This window comes from Bradyrhizobium pachyrhizi (assembly GCF_029714545.1).
Taxonomy (GTDB): domain Bacteria; phylum Pseudomonadota; class Alphaproteobacteria; order Rhizobiales; family Xanthobacteraceae; genus Bradyrhizobium; species Bradyrhizobium pachyrhizi.
Map to the genome: position 1 here is coordinate 3738263 of NZ_CP121667.1, position 17576 is coordinate 3755838.

The following is a 17576-nucleotide window of genomic DNA, read 5'->3' on the forward strand; positions in this document are numbered from 1 at the left end:
CGTCATGAACCGCCGACTGGATAATGAACGCATCATCCGTGCTCCCCGCGGCACCGACATCAGTGCCAAGAGCTGGCTGACCGAAGCACCGCTGCGCATGCTGATGAACAATCTGGACCCTGATGTCGCCGAGCGCCCGAGCGAGCTCGTGGTCTATGGCGGCATCGGCCGTGCGGCGCGCGACTGGGAGAGCTTTGACCGGATTGCCGCGTCCTTGCGCAAGCTCGAGGGTGACCAGACGCTGCTGGTGCAGTCCGGCAAGCCGGTCGGCATTTTCCGCACCCATGCCGACGCGCCGCGCGTGCTGATCGCGAACTCCAACCTGGTGCCGCATTGGGCAACGCTCGATCATTTCAACGAGCTCGACCGGCAGGGCCTGATGATGTTCGGCCAGATGACGGCAGGCTCCTGGATCTATATCGGCAGCCAGGGCATCGTGCAGGGGACTTATGAGACGTTCGTCGAGGTCGGCCGCCGGCATTATGGCGGCAGTCTCGGCGGCAAATGGATCCTGACGGCGGGTCTCGGCGGCATGGGCGGTGCGCAGCCGCTGGCCGCGACGATGGCCGGCGCCTCGATGCTCGCGGTCGAATGTCAGCCGAGCCGCATCGAGATGCGGCTGCGCACGGGCTATCTTGACCGCCAGGCGACGACGCTCGATGACGCGCTGGCGATCATTGCTGAAGCGGTCAAAAGCCAGAAGCCGGTGTCGGTCGGCCTGCTCGGCAACGCGGCCGAGATCTTTCCGGAGCTGGTGCGCCGCGGCGTGCGCCCGGACATCGTCACCGACCAGACCAGCGCACATGATCCGATCAACGGCTATTTGCCGAAGGGATGGACACTCGCCGATTGGGAAGCCAAACGCGCGGCCGACCCGAAGGCTGTTGAGACGGCGGCCAAGACCTCGATGGTCGATCACGTCCAGGCCATGCTGGATTTCCACGCGCAGGGAATCCCGACGCTCGATTACGGCAACAACATCCGTCAGATGGCCAAGGACATGGGCCTGAAGCAGGCGTTCGATTTTCCGGGATTCGTTCCGGCCTATATCCGCCCGCTGTTCTGCCGCGGCGTCGGACCGTTCCGCTGGGCCGCGCTGTCGGGCGATCCCGAGGACATCTTCAAGACCGATGCCAAGGTCAAGGAGCTGATGCCCAACGACAGCCACCTGCACAACTGGCTCGACATGGCCAAGGCGCGCATCAAGTTTCAGGGACTGCCGGCACGGATTTGCTGGGTCGGGCTCGGCGACCGCCATCGGCTTGGCCTTGCCTTCAACGAGATGGTGGCGCGCGGCGAGCTCAAGGCGCCGATCGTGATCGGCCGCGATCATCTCGACAGCGGCTCGGTGGCGAGTCCGAACCGCGAGACCGAGGCGATGCGCGACGGCTCCGACGCGGTGTCCGACTGGCCGCTACTCAATGCACTGCTCAACTGCGCGAGCGGCGCCACCTGGGTGTCGCTGCATCACGGCGGCGGCGTCGGCATCGGCTATTCGCAGCACGCCGGCATGGTGATCGTCGCTGACGGCACGCCGGAGGCGGCGCGCCGGCTCGAGCGTGTGCTATGGAACGACCCGGCGACAGGCGTCATGCGCCACGCCGACGCCGGCTATGACACGGCGATCGAATGCGCACGCGCGAACGGGCTCGATCTGCCCAGCCTGCGCTGATGGGATCCCCCTGATCGGGAGTTGTTCGTGGTTCAGCGGCATCTCCCGATCGGGATGCAGGTTAACGAGCAATCTCGTCGCAGCTCTCTCAACCTTCCGGTTGATGGACGCGCGGTGACCGGCCGGACATGCCTTGATACGGGAAATCGGCGGTGCAGCTACCGGAGATAGGTGGTCCGTGGAGCGCTGCGCCTGTGATCCGTCGCGGGTGACACAAGTCTGCCTGCTTTCGCGTCAGCTTCGCTGACAGGATGAGCGGCCAGGGTCCTTGTCTCGCGGCAGATGGCATGCAATCTTCCGCAGCCGGCAATGCTGTTCGAGAGCAACAAGAACAATAATCCCTCTCGTCCCTCCAATTCTGTCGAGGGCCTGATCATGTCGAACCTTACCCAAACGACATCCGCTCCGTGGCGGATAGGAGTGCTGTTCTCGCGAACCGGCTTCATGTCGGTCATCGAGGAGACCCAGTATCAGGGCACGCAACTCGCGATCGAAGAGGTGAATGAAGCGGGCGGCGTGTGCGGCCGCGAGCTGGTTCCCGTTGCCTATGACCCCGGATCGGACTCGGCCGCCTATGGCCATTACGCCAAGCGGCTGATGATCGAGGATCAGGTCAGCACGATCTTCGGCTGCTACACCTCGTCGAGCCGCAAGGCGGTGCTGCCGGTGGTCGAGCGGCTGAACGGTCTGCTCTGGTATCCGACGCTTTACGAAGGGTTCGAGGCGTCGCCCAACGTCATCTACACCGGCGCCTCGCCGAACCAGAACAGCCTCGCGCTGTGCCGCTATTTGATGGATACGTTCGGAACGCGGTTCTATTTCGTGGGGTCGGACTACATCTATCCGCGCGAGTCCAACCGGGTGATGCGGGAGCTGCTCAAGAGCAATGGCGGCTCGGTCGTTGGCGAGCGCTATGTCAATGTCTATGCGCGCTGGCAGGATTTTGTGCCGATCATCCAGGATATCAAGCGTGTCAGGCCCGACGTGATCTTCTCGACCGTCGTCGGGGAGGGCACGGTGTTCCTCTATCAGGCTTATGCCAATGTCGGGCTCGATCCAAAGCAGGTGCCGATCGCCAGCTTGACCACGACGGAAGCGGAAATCGCCGCCATGGGCTTCGACGTCGGCGAGGGACACGTCACGGCGGCATCGTACTTCCAGGGCGTCGAGGGCAGCGCCAACAATGCGTTTGTGCAGCGCTTCAAGAAGCGGTTCGGCGCCGATATCTCGACCAATATGTGCGCCGAGGCGTCGTACTTCCAGCTGCATCTGTTCGCCAAGGCGCTCGAGCAGGTCAATTCACTCGACACCGAAGTGCTCCGCTCGATGGTGTTCGGCACCAGCTTTGATGCACCGCAAGGTGCAGTCACCGTCAACCCGATGTCGGGTCATACCGACCTCTGGACCCGCATCGGGCGCGCCAACCGCCAGGGACAGTTCGATGTCGTCAGCCAGTCGAAGGAGCCGGTGCATGCGGATCCGTTCCTGATCGGATATGGTCGTGCAACGCAAACAGGAAGCGTCCAATGAACGAAATGTCGCGTAAGCCGTCGCTGAGCCGAGACGTCGGCGGACGCAAGACCATGGTTCAGGAACTTGCCGATTTGTCGGCGGTGGTGGTCGCGCCGGTCGACGATCAGGTCGGCATGTTGCTGCGCGAGTTGCAGCGGTTCCGGATGCGGGTGCGGCAGGTCTGGCCGATGCCCGAGAGCGTGCCGGCCGATGCCGACGTGGTGTACTGCGAATATTCTCCTGACCTGGCGCGGCGCCTGCCGTGGATTCCCGGCGACGCGCGCTCGGCGCTGGTTGTGATCCTGCCGGCGACGGAAACCGTTCACGCCGATGCGCTATGTCATGCGACGCCGAACGCCGTGCTGCCGCGGCCGTTCACGCAAAATGCCGTGTTGTCGAGCCTCGTGCTGGCGCGTAGTCAATTTGGTTATGAACGGCGGCTTCGCAGCAAGATCGAGAAGCTCGATGACAATCTGCGCTCGATGCGCACGGTGGAGCGCGCCAAGGCGATCCTGATGGCGACGCGGCAGATGCCGGAAACCGAAGCCTATGGCTTCATCAGACGACAGGCGATGGATCGTCGCGTGTCGGCAAGTGCAGTCGCCGCGGCGATTGTTGACTCGTTCGAACTGCTTGGCTACGATCATCAACAGTAAGCCCCAATAGCGGGGCCGGCGGCGACAGCGCCGCCTTCGACACAACCGGCAACAAAGCCCTCCCAATGCTCGCGTAAGCGCGCATCGGGAGGGCTTTTTGTTTTTTCAGTCCTGAAGGGAGCGAGGGATGAGCATTTCACGGCGGACTTTGCTGAGGAATACCGCGGCGCTTGGCGCGTTCGCCGGCGCCGGACTGCCGCACATCTGGATCAAGAACGCCGACCTCGCTTTTGCCGCCGGCGGCGAGATCAAGGTCGGCGTGCTGTTCTCCCTGACGGGAACGACCGCAATCATCGAGGAATCGCTCAACAAGGCGACTCTGCTCGCCATCGAGGAGATCAACGCCGCAGGCGGCATCAAGGGCAGCAAGATCGTGCCGATCGTCGAGGACCCCGCGTCCGATCCGGCGACGTTCTCGGAGAAGGCTCGCAAGCTCGTCGTCGGCGACAAATGCGTCAGCGTGTTCGGCTCCTACACCTCGGCGAGCCGCAAGGCGGTGCTCCCGGTGTTCGAGCGGCAGAACAATCTCTATTGGTATCCGACGCTCTATGAAGGCCGCGAGTGCTCGAAGAACGTCATCTACACCGGCGCGGTGCCGAACCAGCAGCAGGACGAGTTCGTGCCCTGGCTGGTCAAGAAGTTCGGCAAGAAGTTCTACCTGATCGGCTCCAACTACATCTATCCGAAGGAAGAGAATAACTACTGCAAGAAGCTGCTTGAGAAACTCGGCGGCGAGGTCGTGGCGGAAGAATATGTGCCGCTCGGCCATTCCGAATTCTCTTCCGTCATCAACAAGATCCGCTCGACGCAGCCGAACGTGATCTTTTCCACCGTGGTCGGCGATTCCGTGGTCGCGCTGCATCGTCAGTACAAGGCGGCCGGCCTCGATCCCGAGAAGATGCCGATGGCGAGTCTCACGACCTCCGAGAACGAAGTCGCTGCGATGGGCGGCGAGGCGGCCGCCGGTCACTTCACCTCGGCGCCTTACTTCATGGTGCACAAGTCGCCGGAGAACGAGAAGTTCGTCGAGGCCTACAAGAAGCGTTGGGGCGCCGACAAGGTGACGCATTTCGTGTCGGAGGCCTGCTACTTCCAGACCTACCTGTTCAAGCAGGCGGTCGAGAAGCTCGCGACCAGCGATCTCACGCCCCCGAACATACGCGACGCGGTCAAGGGCCAGGAAGTGATTGCACCGCAGGGCAAGGTCCGGATCGAGCCGGAGAACCTGCACACCTGGTTGTGGCCCAAGATCGCGCAGGCGAAGTCGAACGGACAGTTCGAGATTCTGGTCGAGGCCAAGGAGTGGCTGAAGCCGGTGCCTTACGCGGCCTATCCCGGACAGTCATGCACCGAGAAGGGCCTGGTCGAGAAGAGCTGACGACGGGGGCTGACGAAGGCCGTCGGCGTGCGGCGCCGGCGGCCAGCGTCCCGAAACGAATGCTGCCTGTCGCTCGAACGGGCGCGAGGGGCAGGGCGCACAACGCGAACATCGAAAGCGGATCCCGACGTGGACCAATTCATCGAACAAATCGTCACCGGCCTCAGCATCGGATCGATCCTGCTGCTGGTCGCGCTAGGCCTGTCGATCATCTACGGCTCGATGGGCATCATCAATCTCGCCCATGGCGAGTTCGTGATGCTGGGCGCTTACACGGCCTGGGTGTTCCATACCTATCTCGGGCTCGGCCTGCTCGCGAGCCTGGTGCCGATCTTCTTCGTGGTCGCCGTGTTCGGCTGGGTCATCGAGCGCTATGTCCTGAGCCTGCTCAACAACCGGCCGCTGGATACGATCCTTGCGACCTGGGGCGTCGGCATCATGCTGCAGCAGGCGGTGCGGCTGATGGTTGGCAGCGAACTGCGCTACGTGCAACTGCCGCCGGCGCTGTCCGACAGCATGGACGTGTTTGGCATCTCGGTATCGTCCTATCGGGTGTTCCTGTTCGTGGTGTCGATCGCACTGTTCGTGGCGACCTGGTTGCTGATGAATCGCACCACGGTCGGAATGAAGCTACGCGCGATCATCCAGGACCGTTCCGTCGCTGCCTCGTTCGGCATCAACGCCAAACGGGTCTATGCGCTGACTTTCGCCTATGGCGCCGGACTGGCGGGCCTGGCCGGCGCGCTGGTGTCGCCGCTGAAGAGCGTGTCGCCCGATATGGGCACCGGCTATGTGGTCGATGCCTTCATGGTGGTGGTGCTCGGCGGCGTGCAGAGCCTCGCCGGCACCGTGGCGAGCGCCTTCATCCTCGGCGAGCTCTCCGGCGGCATTGCCTTCCTGCAGAACGACACGGTGGCCAAGGCGATCGTGCTGCTCGCCATCGTCGTGCTCATCCGTTTCCGCCCCGAGGGGCTTTTCACCGCACGCGTGCGGGCCTGAGACAGATCGCTCATCTATGCCGTCGCATGTTCCCAACTCCAGCGGATTGCAGCGCCTGATCGCGCAGCTTGCGCCTCTGCTGATCGTCTGCGCCGTGGTGTTCGCGCTGCCGGTGCTGCTCAACAACGACTTCCTGCTCAACAAGGTCGCGCGTTATCTGGTGCTGGGGATTCTCACGGTGTCGCTCGGGCTGTCCTGGGGATTCGGCGGCATCCTGAACCTCGGCCAGGCGATGAGCTTCGGGCTCGGCTCCTACGCCATGGCAATGGCGCTCAAGCTCAAGACCGTGCCGGTGCATACGGGAGCGAGTGGACTGCCGGACTTCATGGTCTGGAACAATGTCCAGCATTTGCCGTGGTTCTGGGAGCCCTTCCGGTCGCTGACCTTCGCGATCGCCGCGGGCCTGATCGTGCCGGCGCTGGTTGCGGCGGCGCTCGGCTGGTTCATGTTCCGGGGGCGCGTCACCGGCGTCTATGTCTCGATCATCACGCTCGCCACCATGGTGGTGATCAATCTCGTGATCATCGACCAGCAGAGCTACACCGGCGGCTTCAACGGCATCACCGATCTCGCCCAGCTCGAGATCTTCGGCGTCGCGTTCGATGCTTATGGCCGCGCAACCTACTATCTTGTGGCCAGTTGTGTCCTGCTCAGCCTGCTTGTCGCCTTTGCCTTCACAAGAACCAAGGCCGGCCTGATTGTACAGGCGATCCGCGACCATGAGAGCCGGGTGCGCTACTTCGGCTACGACGTCGCGCTTTACCAGATCTTCGTGTTCGCGCTGTCGGCGGCGATCGCGGGCCTTGCCGGCATGCTCTACACGGTGGTGATGGAGTTTGCCTCGCCGACCTTCCTCGGCGTGCAGCTCTCGCTTTCGGTGGTGGTGTGGTGCGCGGTCGGCGGCCGGCAGAGCCTGGTCGGTGCGTTCCTTGGCGCGGTGCTGGTGGCGGGCATGCAGGGCGCGCTGTCGGAGTCCGCAGCATTCCTGGAGACCTGGACGCTGGTGATGGGCGCGCTGTTCGTGCTCGTGGTGCTGTTCCTGCCGAAGGGGCTCGCCGGCCTTGCGCAGGTCGTGCTGCGCTGGATCGCGCTGCGGCGGCACGCTGCCGCGGGCGGCGTGGCGCAAGGCGTCGGCCAGACGGAGGGCAGCACATGAGCTCCCATCTCGATCTACGCGATGTCTCGGTCAGCTTCAACGGCTTCAAGGCGCTCAACAGTCTCAATATGAGCGTGCGCAAGGGCGAGCTGCGCTGCTTGATCGGGCCGAACGGGGCTGGCAAGACCACGGCGCTGGACATCATCTGCGGCAAGGTCAAGCCGAGCGCCGGCACAGTGAGCTTCGATGGCACCGCGCTGCAGGACCTCGAGGAATACGAAATCGCCCGCGCCGGCGTCGGCCGCAAATTCCAGGTGCCGAGCGTGTTCCGCGAGCTCACGGTCAGCGAGAACCTTGAAGTGGCGCGAGCGCGTCGCACCTCCGTGCTTGGCAATTTGCGCTGGAGTATCGGCAATTCAGGACGCAAGCATGTCGAGCGTCTGGCCGAGCTGGTCGGGCTCACCGAGCAGCTCGACCGGCCGGCCGCCTATCTGTCGCACGGTCAGACCCAGTGGCTGGAGATCGGCATGCTGGTCGCCCAAGACGCCGAGCTGATCCTGATGGACGAGCCCACCGCGGGCATGACGGCGCAGGAAACCCGCAAGACCGCCGAACTGTTCGCACGGCTGAAGGGCAAGCACACGCTGATCGTGGTCGAGCACGACATGGGCTTCGTCAAGGCGATCGGCGACATCATCTCCGTGATGCATATGGGCCAGATGCTGGCCGAGGGCACCGCGGCGGAAGTGGAAGCGCATCCGGAAGTGCGCCGCGCCTATCTCGGATCGGGAGGCATCAGCCATGCTTGAGCTGACCGACGTCGACGCCTTCTACGGCAACAGCCGCGCCCTGCAGGGCATCAACCTGATGGTTGGCAATGGCGAATTCCTCTCGGTGCTCGGCCGCAACGGCGTCGGCAAGACCACGCTGATGCGCAGCATCCTCGGCCTGATGGACCGGTGCACCGGACGGCTGTCGCTCGACGGCGCCGACATCTCGCCGCTGCGGACCTATCAGCGCGCCAAGGCCGGTATTGCCTACGTACCACAGGGCCGCGGGATTCTGCCGCGCTTCACCGTGCGGGAGAACCTGACGCTCGGAACCTTCGCGGCGAAATCGGCCAACGGCATCGAGGAATGGGTGCTCGAGCTGTTTCCGGTCCTCAAGGATTTTCTCAATCGCTATGGCGGCAATCTCTCCGGCGGCCAGCAGCAGCAGCTTGCGATCGCGCGTGCGCTGCTGGCCAAGCCCAAGGTCATCCTGCTGGACGAGCCGACCGAGGGCATCCAGCCAAACATCGTCGAGCAGATCGAGGACGTGATCGTCAGTCTCAATCGCGAGCGCGGCATCACGGTCGTGCTGGTCGAACAGAATGTCGCGTTCGCGCGGCGCGCGTCTCACCGCTTCGCGCTGCTCGAAAAGGGACGCGTCGTCGCCAAGGGCGCGATCGGTGAGCTCACCGATGATCTCATCCAGCTGCACATGGCCGTGTAGCGGGACTTATCGTTCAGGAAAGGGAGTCGAGACATGTTGCATGGAGACATATCGAGCAGCAAGGACACGGTCGGCGTTGCCGTGGTGAATTACAAGATGCCGCGCCTGCACACCAAGGCCGAGGTGCTGGATAACGCGCGCAACATCGCCAAGATGGTCGAGGGCATGAAGCTTGGCCTGCCGGGCATGGACCTCGTGATCTTCCCGGAATACTCGACCCACGGCATCATGTACGACTCCAAGGAGATGTACGAGACCGCGTCGTCGGTGCCGGGCGAGGAGACCCGCATCTTCGCCGACGCCTGCCGCAAGGCCAAGGTCTGGGGTGTGTTCTCGCTGACCGGCGAGCGCCACGAGGAGCATCCCAACAAGGCGCCGTACAACACGCTGATCCTGATGAACGACAAGGGCGAGATCGTCCAGAAGTACCGCAAGATCATGCCGTGGGTGCCGATCGAGGGCTGGTATCCCGGCGATTGCACCTACGTCTCGGACGGGCCCAAGGGGCTGAAGATCAGCCTGATCATCTGCGACGACGGCAACTATCCGGAGATCTGGCGTGACTGCGCGATGCGCGGCGCCGAACTGATCGTTCGCTGTCAGGGCTACATGTATCCGGCCAAGGAGCAGCAGATCCAGATCTCGAAGTCGATGGCCTGGGCCAACAACTGCTACGTCGCGGTTGCCAACGCCTCCGGCTTCGACGGCGTCTATTCCTACTTCGGCCATTCCGCGCTCATCGGCTTCGACGGAAGGACGCTCGGCGAGTGCGGTACCGAGGAGAACGGCATCCAGTACGCGCAGCTTTCGGTGTCGCTGATCCGCGACGCCCGCCGCAACATGCAGTCGCAGAATCATCTCTTCAAGCTGATGCACCGCGGCTATACCGGCCTGATCAACTCCGGTGACGGCGATCGCGGCCACGCGGTCTGCCCCTACACCTTCTACAAGAACTGGATCACCGACCCCGAGGGGACACGGGAAATGGTCGAGGCCATGACCCGTCCGACCGTCGGAACCGACGAATGCCCGATCGAGGGCATTCCGAACCAGAAAGTCGCACATCGTTGAGTGACATCGATGATCGGCGCCGGCGCGATGTTTCGCGCCGGCGTGGTTCGATGCAACGGCGGACACTTCCTCGCGAAGGAAACAGGGGGACATCATGAGCGGCCAATCGAATAGCGGGCTGGTTCAGCAGACCGAAGGGCAGATCGACGATCTTCTCGGCCATGAATTCGAGCACGAGCCGGTGCCGATGAGCGCCCGGCGCAGCGCCTTCTCGGTCACGATGGTATGGCTGGGCTTTCCGATGATCATCACCGGCGCGATGACCGGATCGCTGCTGGTGCTGGGTATGGGATTCAAGAATGCGCTGGTGGCGATGATCATCGGCAATCTGATCATGTTCGCCTATGTCGGCGCGCTCGGCCTGATCGGCACGAGGCGAGGCATGAACTTCGCGTTGATCGCCAGCATCGTGTTCGGAAAGAAGGGCTATGTGCTGGCGTCGGGCCTGCTGTCGACGCTGCTGCTCGGCTGGTATGCGGTGCAGACCGGCATCACCGGCGCATTGATCTCCTCGACTTACGGCCTCAACTATGTGGCGATGACCATCGTCGCGGGCGTGCTCTATATCGGGATTACCTTCGTCGGCGTGAAGGGATTGCACTGGATCGGGCTGGCGTCAGTGCCGATGTTTGTCGTGCTCGGCCTCTGGGTCGCGGCCGATGCCGCCTCGACCACGACGTCGGCGGCGATCTTCGGCTATACCGGCAATAATGGCGTCGCCAGCATGTCGATGGGCGTCGGGCTTACGGTGGTGCTCGCGCTGTTCATCGACGCAGGCACGGTGACGGCGGACTTCAATCGCTGGGCGCCGAGCACGCGGTCCTCGCTGTTCGCCACGTTCAGCGCGTTTCCGTTCGCCAATCTGGTGGCAATGCTGGTCGGCGGCGTGATGACGGCGGCGCTCGCCGTGCCGAACGCCAACCCGTTCGGTGTCGACAACATGTTCGGCTACATGAACGGCAAGCAGCTCACCTGGCTGAGCATCCTCGCGTTCATCTTCCTCTATGCCAATCTCGGCTCGGTCTGCTCGCATTGCCTGTACAACGCAGCCACCGGCTGGTCGCGCATCCTCGGGACCAATATGCGGCTAATGGCGGTGGTGCTCGGCGCTCTTGGCATCCTGGTTGCTGCAGGCAATGTCTGGGCGTTCTTCATCCAGTGGCTGTCGCTGCTCGGCATCCTGGTGCCGCCGATCGGCGCGATCATCCTGGTCGATCAGTACCTGCTGCGGGCCGAGGCGCGCGCGGACGTCGACTGGCGTGCGAAGCCGTTCATCGCCTGGGGCATCGGATCGCTGTGTGCCTTTGCGGTTGAAAACCTGATGCCGGGACTGTCCACTGCGATCTCCGCCGCGGTGGTCGCAGGCATCGTGTACGGGGCGATTGCACGGGTGGAGTCTTCCACGGAAGAGGTGGCGCGTCCGGCGTAAGCGATCAGCTCGATCAAGCAAGAAGGGTATATCAATGTGCGTCGACTATCAGATCCATGATCTCGGCAATTTGACCTTGCAGCGCGGCGCGACCATTCGCGATTGCAAGCTCGCGTACAACACCTATGGCCAGCTCAACGCGGCCAAGGACAACGTCATCGTCTATCCGACCTGGTACTCCGGCCAGCACTACGACAATGAATGGCTGATCGGACCGGGCAGGGCGCTCGATCCGGCAAAGTACTTCATCATCATTCCGAACATGCTCGGCAATGGGCTGTCGTCGTCGCCGAGCAACACGCCGGAACCGTATAATGGACCGCGTTTCCCGCAGGTGACCGCCTATGACAATGTGCGCGCCCAGCACCGGCTGGTGACCGAGAAATTCGGCATCAAGCACATCCGTCTCGTCGTCGGCTGGTCGATGGGCGCGTTGCAGACGTTCCATTGGGGCGCGCTCTATCCGGACATGATGGACCTCTTGGCGCCGTTCTGCGGCTCGGCCAAATGCTCGCGCCACAACTTCGTGTTCCTCGAAGGCGTCAAGGCGGCACTCACGGCGGATGCTGCGTGGAAGGAAGGCTGGTACACCGACAAGCCGGCCCGCGGCCTGCGTGCTGCCGCGCGTGTCTATGCCGGCTGGGGCTTTTCGCAGGCCTTCTATCGCGAGCAACTCGACATCAAGACGCTGGGCTATTCGTCGCTGGAGGATTTCCTGGTGGCGTTCTGGGAAGGCTTCTTCCTGCCGAAGGATCCCAACAACCTGCTAACCATGCTGTGGACCTGGCAGCACGGCGACATCAGCGACAACGAAATCTATAACGGCGACTTCAAGGCCGCGCTGCGGGCGATCAAGGCCAAGGCCTATGTCATGCCGGGTCAGACCGATCTCTATTTCCCGCCGGAGGACAGCAAGTTCGAGGTCGAGAACATGCCGAACGCCAAGTTCGTGGCGGTACCGTCGATCTGGGGCCACTTTGCCGGCGGGCCGGGGACCAATCCGGTCGATGTCGACTTCATCGACAGCAAGCTCAAGGAGCTGCTCGCATCGTGATATCGACCGGTTGCGAACGGCTGCCTGCGCGATCATGGGAGGCGTGAGCTTGTCCAATCCCGCTTTGCTGCTTGACCAGTACCGCATCCGGGAAGAACCGTATTATCGGCCGCTCAAGGATGAGGTCGAACTGTTCGGTGCAGCCTATGCCAACCGCATGCCGGTGATGCTGAAAGGCCCCACCGGCTGCGGCAAGACCCGCTTCATCGAATATATGGCGTGGCGGCTCGGCCGCCCGCTGATCACGGTCGCCTGCCACGAGGACATGACGGCGGCGGATCTGGTGGGGCGCTGGCTGCTCGATGCGGAGGGCACGGTGTGGAGCGACGGGCCGCTCACGACCGCAGTGCGTCTTGGCGCGATCTGTTACCTCGACGAAATCGTCGAGGCGCGCCAGGACACGACGGTCGTGATCCATCCCTTGACCGACGATCGTCGTGTGCTGCCGCTGGAAAAGCGTGGTGAATTGATCCACGCCCATTCCGACTTCCAGCTCGTGATCTCCTACAATCCGGGCTACCAGAGCGCGATCAAGGACCTCAAGGAATCCACCAAGCAGCGCTTCGCGGCGCTGGATTTCGGCTATCCGGACCGGCCAGCCGAGACCGAGGTGGTGTCGCGCGAAGCCGGTATCGAGCCGAACCTCGCTGATCTCCTGGTGAAGATCGCCCAGCACAGCCGCAACCTGAAGGGTCAGGGGCTCGACGAAGGCGCCTCGACCCGGATGCTGGTCAATGCCGGCCGCCTGATCGGATGCGGCATCAGCCTCGAAAAGGCCTGCGAGACGACGATCGTCGTTCCCCTGACCGATGATGCGGACACCAGGAACACGTTGCGCGACGTGATCTCGGCCTGTGGGTAAGTGGAAGATAGCAGGTGGCGGTCGCGCAAATCAGTTCGCTCGATAGCTTCCGGTCCGGACGTCGGCTTGCGGCCCTCTTGCGCGGCCATGACGATGTAGCTGCGGCGGTGCAGGCGGCGCGGGCTGCCCTGCAGCGAACTGGTTGGTTCGATGATCTGGCGGTCTGGGACGAGGCCGTGCACGCCCTGTTCGAGGCCAATCTCGGTCAAGCCGTGGTGCAGGGCTTTCTGCATCTATCGGAGCAATGGCCGGCGCAGCGATCGCCCGATGATCTGATCGCGATCGGCCGTGCGGTCAGAGACATCGGCTGCAGCGCCGGAAGCCGCGTCGCCCATGCGCTGCTGAGCGAATTGTCCAAGGTGCTGCCGCGGCTTGCAGGTGCAGGAGAACTCGCCGCGGTTCTTGCCGCGCTCGACCAACTCGCAGCTAGCGGTCCGGAGTCGGCGGGCCTCGCGATCGGCCGGCTGGGGCAGTTTCTGGCGCATGCCGGCGGCGAGGAGTTTGCGGCGTGGGTCTCCGCGGGCTTGCGCGCCAGTGGCGGTCGCGCATCGCGCCGCCGCGCCTATTTCGCGCTCGACGATCAGCTTTCGGCGCAGCTGTTCGCGGCCGGCCGGAGCGGGGATGATTTCGCGCGACTGGAGAAGCGCCTCGCTGCAACCACGATTGCGTTGTGGAACAGGAAGCCGCGTTTCCGCAAGCTTGCCGTTGCACCGACGCCGGTGCCGCGGCGGACCTCACTTGCCGCCGGCCTCATCGGTCTTCCGCAGACTTTTCCCGGCTTCGAAGGCGAGGCAGCGGAGGCCGTCTATCTCGCGGCGGTCGCGCATGCCGGCGCGCATCTGGTGCACTCCACCGCCCGCTTTCCGGTGGGGCGACTGAAGGCGCTGCAGATCGCGCTGGTCTCGCTGATCGAGGATGCCCGGGTCGAGACGCTGGCGCTTCGCGAGATGCCCGGGCTGCGCCGGCTGTGGCTGCCATTTCACAGCGCGACGCCAGCCGGCCAGGCAACCGCAGCCGGACTGATGATGCGGCTGGCGCGGGCGCTGGTCGATCCCGATTATCAGGATCCGGATGCCTGGGTGACCAAGGGACGTCAGCTGTTTGCCGCCGCCGCCGGCTGCTGGACCGATCCCGCCATCAGCCGCGAGATCGGTGGCTTGCTCGGCAACGACATCGGGCAGATGCGGCTGCAGTTCAACGCCAAGAGCTATGTCGCCGAACCCGCCTATCGCGACGATAATCTGGCGCTGTGGGATTTCGGCGACCAGCCGGACAGTCCGGCCGAGACGATCGAGCTTGCCGTCGATTCCGTACGGATCGAGCGGCGCGACGATGCGGGTGGCCAATCGGCCGACGATGACGCCAAGCCGGATGAGACGCTGCGCGCGAAGGCCGCCGCGGTCACGCTGCTGGACGGGTTTCCGGTCGCGACCTATCCGGAATGGGACTATGCGGCGCGTACCGAGCGGCCGGATTGGACCACGATTCTGGAAGCCGATGCCGCCGTTTCCGCGCAGCCCTTCGATTCCTCGACGGACGCCGAGGCGATGCGCTGGATCACGGAGTTGACCCGCGACGCGTCGATCGGCCGCCGCATCAGACACAAGGGCCAGCGCGACGGCGACGCCCTCGACATTGACGCGGCGATCGCCCTGACGATCGAGCGGCGCACCGGCAACATCAGCGAGCCCAGGGTCTACCAGCGCGATGCGCCGGGACCGCGCGATCTCGCCATCCTGCTGCTGCTGGACCTGTCGCAATCGACCGCCGACCGTGACCGCCGCGGCCGGACGGTCCTCGACGTCGAACGCAAGGCGGCCGCGCTCATGGCGGCGGCGGTCGAGGCCGCCAACGATTCGATCGCGGTGCACGGCTTCAGCTCCGACGGCCGCGAGCGCGTGCGCTACCTGCGCATCAAGGGCTTTGCGGAGCCGATGGACGCCGTGGTTCGCGCGCGCCTCGCGGGCCTAGGCAGCAGCCATTCCACCCGGCTGGGTGCAGCATTGCGCCATGCCGGGGGCTACCTCGCGGAACGACGGGCGTTCCGGAAGGTGCTGCTGGTTCTGACCGACGGCGAGCCGTCCGACGTCGACGTGCCGGATGCGCAATATCTCGTCGAGGACGCGCGCCGGGCCGCCCAGCAGCTGCGGCGGCGTGGCACCGACATCTTTGCCTTCGGAATCGGTGAGCACAGGTTTCCCCAGCTCGATCGGATTTTCGGCGAGCGCTATGCGCTCCGCGTGCCGCGTATCGAGGTGTTGCCGCAACGGGTGATGCAGCTCTACGCGGAACTGAAGAAATAGTCGCAGGAGCTATCCGGTTGCCCGGGGCAGGGAGCCCTTTGCGGTGATCTCCGCCGAGAGTTCCTCGATCGTCTTGCGCTGCTCCATGGCGGCGCGGCGGATCAGCGCAAACGCAGACGGCTCGGCCAGTGCATGGGTGTGCATGACCTGAAGGACCGCGGCAAGCACGACGCGGCGGGATCGCAGCCGCTGCTCCAGCTTGAGCACCTGTTGCTTCAGCTCGCTGGTGCGCTCGCTTCGCTCGAAGGCCAGGACGAGCGCGGCATAGATGCCGGCTGAGCGCAGCGGCTTCACCAGAAATGATGCAGGATCGAGGTCGAGCACCAGCTTCAGACGGCTCGGCGTCTCGGTGCCAAGCAGGGCGATGACCGGACTTCGTCCAAGCGACGTCCGTTGCGCCGGCGAGGTGAGCGGCAGGAACTCGTCATCGATCAGCGTCACGTCTGGGCGGCAGTCGATAGTGGCGCCGGGCTCCCATGTGACGATCTCGATTCCGAGGCGCTCGAACTGGCGCCTGACGATCGAGGCATCGCGCTCATCCTTGATGGCGACGAGCGCCTTGCGCCCGCGCAGCGAAAATGACGACGGTTTGCTCATTTCACGACCCGCAAATGCGGCGCATTCGGCAACGTTCCATCCCTTGCCGGGCTGGCGGCGATGTCGAGCTGCGTCAGATAAGGATCCGGTCTAACCGGCGCTTCAGCTTCCCAGAAGATGTCAAACTGTCCTTCGGCGTTCGAGACGGCCAGCCGCGGCGTCAGGACGCAGTGGTTGTTGCTGCCGTCGATCCAGACCGGACCTTGCGGCGAATTGTAGCGATGGCCGGCCGCGGCGCGCCGCACCTCGCCGATATCGGATGTGCCGGCACGCTGCAGCGCGCGGGCCAGCAGATAGACCGCGACATAGGCGGATTGCCCGTCGACGGACGGGCTGCTGTGCTCGCCGTAGCGCGCCTTCCAGCGCGCCACGAAGGCCCGGTTCTCGGGCAGGCGAATGCTTTCGAAATAGGCCGACGAGGTGATGCATCCGGCCGATGCGGGACCCGCGATCTTGAGCTCGGGCTCGCACAGGCTGCAGCTCAGCATCGGGATGTCGAGGCCGGCCGCGGCAGTCGCCGCATGAAAGGCGCGGATGAAGTCATAACTCGAACTGCCGACCAAGGTGTTGAAGACGACCGGCGGCCGGCGCCGCACGATCTCGTCCACGATGTGCGTGACCGCGCTCTCACCGAGTTCGAGCAGGCGTTCGGCGAGAATGCGTCCTTTGGCCGCCGTCACCAGCTCGCGGGTGACGCGATTGGTTTCCCAGGTCCAGACGTAGTTGGAGCCGACACAGAAGATCTCGCGCGACAGGTTATCGAGCACGTAACGCACCAGTGGCAGCACGTTGTGATTGGGTGAGGCGCCGACATAGATGACGTTGTCGGAGCATTCGAACCCCTCGTAGCGCGCCGGATACCAGAGCAGGCGGTCGGTACGCTCGACGATCGGCAGCACTTGCTTGCGCGAGGCTGAGGTGTAGCAGCCGATGATGTGCTCAACGCCGACGTTGCGAATGAGGTCGTCGCAGACCGTGTGGTACTCCGAAATGATTCCGCGGGGATCGCGGACATGCGCAGATATCGCGAAGTCGAATTCGTCCTGATTGTTGATTTCGTCGACCGCCATCATGGCGCTCTTCAGGATCTCGCGTCCCATGGCCTGATAGGGCCCGTGCTGCGAGCAGATGATGCCAACTGGAATGGAGGGCTTGGTCATTGAGTACTTTCGGCGGCGCAACGCATCAAGGAAATCATCTTCGCAGAGGTCGGTGCAAGAGGTCATGCCGATTTGCTGCGCATGCACCTCGCGAAATTTGTGCAGCCAGCCTCGTTGACAACGCGCTGCACACCTCCTTAGAATTTTCTCCTACAGGGTTTCCTGTCGAACCTTGCGTGCGTCGATTTGGCCGATGACGTCCCGATCGCCGCGCAGAGTGCTCCGTTCGACTCCGGACCCATGCGATAGTTCATAGCCGCGGCATTTGGGCCATTCGTCACCTTCGTTTCGGA

Annotated in this window: 15 protein-coding genes; 13 read left to right on the forward strand and 2 right to left on the reverse strand. The window is 63.8% G+C overall.

What is annotated here, in order from left to right:
- Positions 1-4 precede the first annotated feature (4 nt).
- From hutU to QA639_RS17150, 13 genes are all read left to right on the forward strand, one after another.
- Positions 5-1672 (forward strand): urocanate hydratase, encoded by a 1668-nt coding sequence (gene hutU, locus QA639_RS17090; RefSeq protein WP_157346075.1) that lies wholly within the window; start codon positions 5-7, stop codon positions 1670-1672.
- 375 nt (positions 1673-2047) lie between these two features.
- Positions 2048-3202 carry a transporter substrate-binding domain-containing protein gene (locus QA639_RS17095; protein WP_028331424.1) on the forward strand — a complete coding sequence of 385 codons (1155 nt, stop codon included), beginning with the start codon at positions 2048-2050 and terminating at the stop codon, positions 3200-3202.
- Between the two features lie 86 nt (positions 3203-3288).
- A complete protein-coding gene (locus tag QA639_RS17100; RefSeq protein ID WP_245467074.1) occupies positions 3289-3840 on the forward strand; it encodes an ANTAR domain-containing response regulator in 552 nt (183 codons plus the stop codon).
- 127 nt (positions 3841-3967) lie between these two features.
- Entirely contained in the window at positions 3968-5218 is a 1251-nt protein-coding gene (locus QA639_RS17105) for a transporter substrate-binding domain-containing protein (RefSeq protein ID WP_038377077.1), read from the forward strand.
- Positions 5219-5347: 129 nt separating this feature from the next.
- Positions 5348-6217, forward strand: coding sequence for an urea ABC transporter permease subunit UrtB (urtB, locus tag QA639_RS17110; protein WP_283090283.1), 870 nt, complete (start codon positions 5348-5350; stop codon positions 6215-6217).
- Positions 6218-6233: 16 nt separating this feature from the next.
- Complete coding sequence (gene urtC / locus QA639_RS17115) at positions 6234-7373, forward strand: urea ABC transporter permease subunit UrtC (RefSeq protein ID WP_050386945.1); 1140 nt, start codon at positions 6234-6236, stop codon at positions 7371-7373.
- Positions 7370-8122 (forward strand): urea ABC transporter ATP-binding protein UrtD, encoded by a 753-nt coding sequence (gene urtD, locus QA639_RS17120; RefSeq protein WP_283090284.1) that lies wholly within the window; start codon positions 7370-7372, stop codon positions 8120-8122. Before urtC ends, urtD begins: the two co-directional genes overlap by 4 nt.
- Positions 8115-8807, forward strand: a complete 693-nt coding sequence (gene urtE / locus QA639_RS17125; protein ID WP_050386944.1) for an urea ABC transporter ATP-binding subunit UrtE — start codon at positions 8115-8117, stop codon at positions 8805-8807. The genes urtD and urtE overlap by 8 nt, the downstream gene beginning before the upstream one ends.
- Before the next feature lie 33 nt (positions 8808-8840).
- Positions 8841-9878, forward strand: a complete 1038-nt coding sequence (locus QA639_RS17130; protein ID WP_028331418.1) for an aliphatic amidase — start codon at positions 8841-8843, stop codon at positions 9876-9878.
- Positions 9879-9972: 94 nt separating this feature from the next.
- Positions 9973-11307, forward strand: a complete 1335-nt coding sequence (locus tag QA639_RS17135; RefSeq protein WP_283090285.1) for a purine-cytosine permease family protein — start codon at positions 9973-9975, stop codon at positions 11305-11307.
- 34 nt (positions 11308-11341) lie between these two features.
- Positions 11342-12361 carry an alpha/beta fold hydrolase gene (locus QA639_RS17140; RefSeq protein WP_283090286.1) on the forward strand — a complete coding sequence of 340 codons (1020 nt, stop codon included), beginning with the start codon at positions 11342-11344 and terminating at the stop codon, positions 12359-12361.
- 34 nt (positions 12362-12395) lie between these two features.
- Positions 12396-13223: a CbbQ/NirQ/NorQ/GpvN family protein gene (locus QA639_RS17145; protein ID WP_051002629.1), complete on the forward strand. Its 828-nt coding sequence runs from the start codon at positions 12396-12398 to the stop codon at positions 13221-13223.
- A 14-nt stretch (positions 13224-13237) separates the two neighbouring features.
- Complete coding sequence (locus QA639_RS17150; protein ID WP_283090287.1) at positions 13238-15526, forward strand: VWA domain-containing protein; 2289 nt, start codon at positions 13238-13240, stop codon at positions 15524-15526.
- 9 nt (positions 15527-15535) lie between these two features.
- Here the strand turns inward: QA639_RS17150 and QA639_RS17155 are convergent, their stop codons facing one another.
- Together QA639_RS17155 and QA639_RS17160 are read right to left on the reverse strand one after the other, a co-directional pair.
- A complete protein-coding gene (locus QA639_RS17155; RefSeq protein ID WP_283090288.1) occupies positions 15536-16123 on the reverse strand; it encodes an ANTAR domain-containing response regulator in 588 nt (195 codons plus the stop codon).
- The gene (locus QA639_RS17160; protein ID WP_157346087.1) at positions 16120-17283 is read right to left on the reverse strand and encodes a transporter substrate-binding domain-containing protein; all 1164 of its coding nucleotides are present in this window, start codon (positions 17281-17283) and stop codon (positions 16120-16122) included. The genes QA639_RS17155 and QA639_RS17160 overlap by 4 nt, the downstream gene beginning before the upstream one ends.
- Positions 17284-17576 lie beyond the last annotated feature (293 nt).

What these genes read in the sequence shown, in the direction of transcription:
- QA639_RS17155 (WP_283090288.1), bottom strand. Translation starts at nt 16,123, where the DNA reads ATGAGCAAACCGTCGTCATTTTCGCTGCGCGGGCGCAAGGCGCTCGTC.
- urtE (WP_050386944.1), top strand. Translation starts at nt 8,115, where the DNA reads ATGCTTGAGCTGACCGACGTCGACGCCTTCTACGGCAACAGCCGCGCC.
- urtD (WP_283090284.1), top strand. Translation starts at nt 7,370, where the DNA reads ATGAGCTCCCATCTCGATCTACGCGATGTCTCGGTCAGCTTCAACGGC.
- QA639_RS17105 (WP_038377077.1), top strand. Translation starts at nt 3,968, where the DNA reads ATGAGCATTTCACGGCGGACTTTGCTGAGGAATACCGCGGCGCTTGGC.
- QA639_RS17130 (WP_028331418.1), top strand. Translation starts at nt 8,841, where the DNA reads ATGTTGCATGGAGACATATCGAGCAGCAAGGACACGGTCGGCGTTGCC.
- QA639_RS17160 (WP_157346087.1), bottom strand. Translation starts at nt 17,283, where the DNA reads ATGACCAAGCCCTCCATTCCAGTTGGCATCATCTGCTCGCAGCACGGG.
- QA639_RS17135 (WP_283090285.1), top strand. Translation starts at nt 9,973, where the DNA reads ATGAGCGGCCAATCGAATAGCGGGCTGGTTCAGCAGACCGAAGGGCAG.
- urtC (WP_050386945.1), top strand. Translation starts at nt 6,234, where the DNA reads ATGCCGTCGCATGTTCCCAACTCCAGCGGATTGCAGCGCCTGATCGCG.
- QA639_RS17145 (WP_051002629.1), top strand. Translation starts at nt 12,396, where the DNA reads ATGGGAGGCGTGAGCTTGTCCAATCCCGCTTTGCTGCTTGACCAGTAC.
- QA639_RS17095 (WP_028331424.1), top strand. Translation starts at nt 2,048, where the DNA reads ATGTCGAACCTTACCCAAACGACATCCGCTCCGTGGCGGATAGGAGTG.
- QA639_RS17140 (WP_283090286.1), top strand. Translation starts at nt 11,342, where the DNA reads ATGTGCGTCGACTATCAGATCCATGATCTCGGCAATTTGACCTTGCAG.
- hutU (WP_157346075.1), top strand. Translation starts at nt 5, where the DNA reads ATGAACCGCCGACTGGATAATGAACGCATCATCCGTGCTCCCCGCGGC.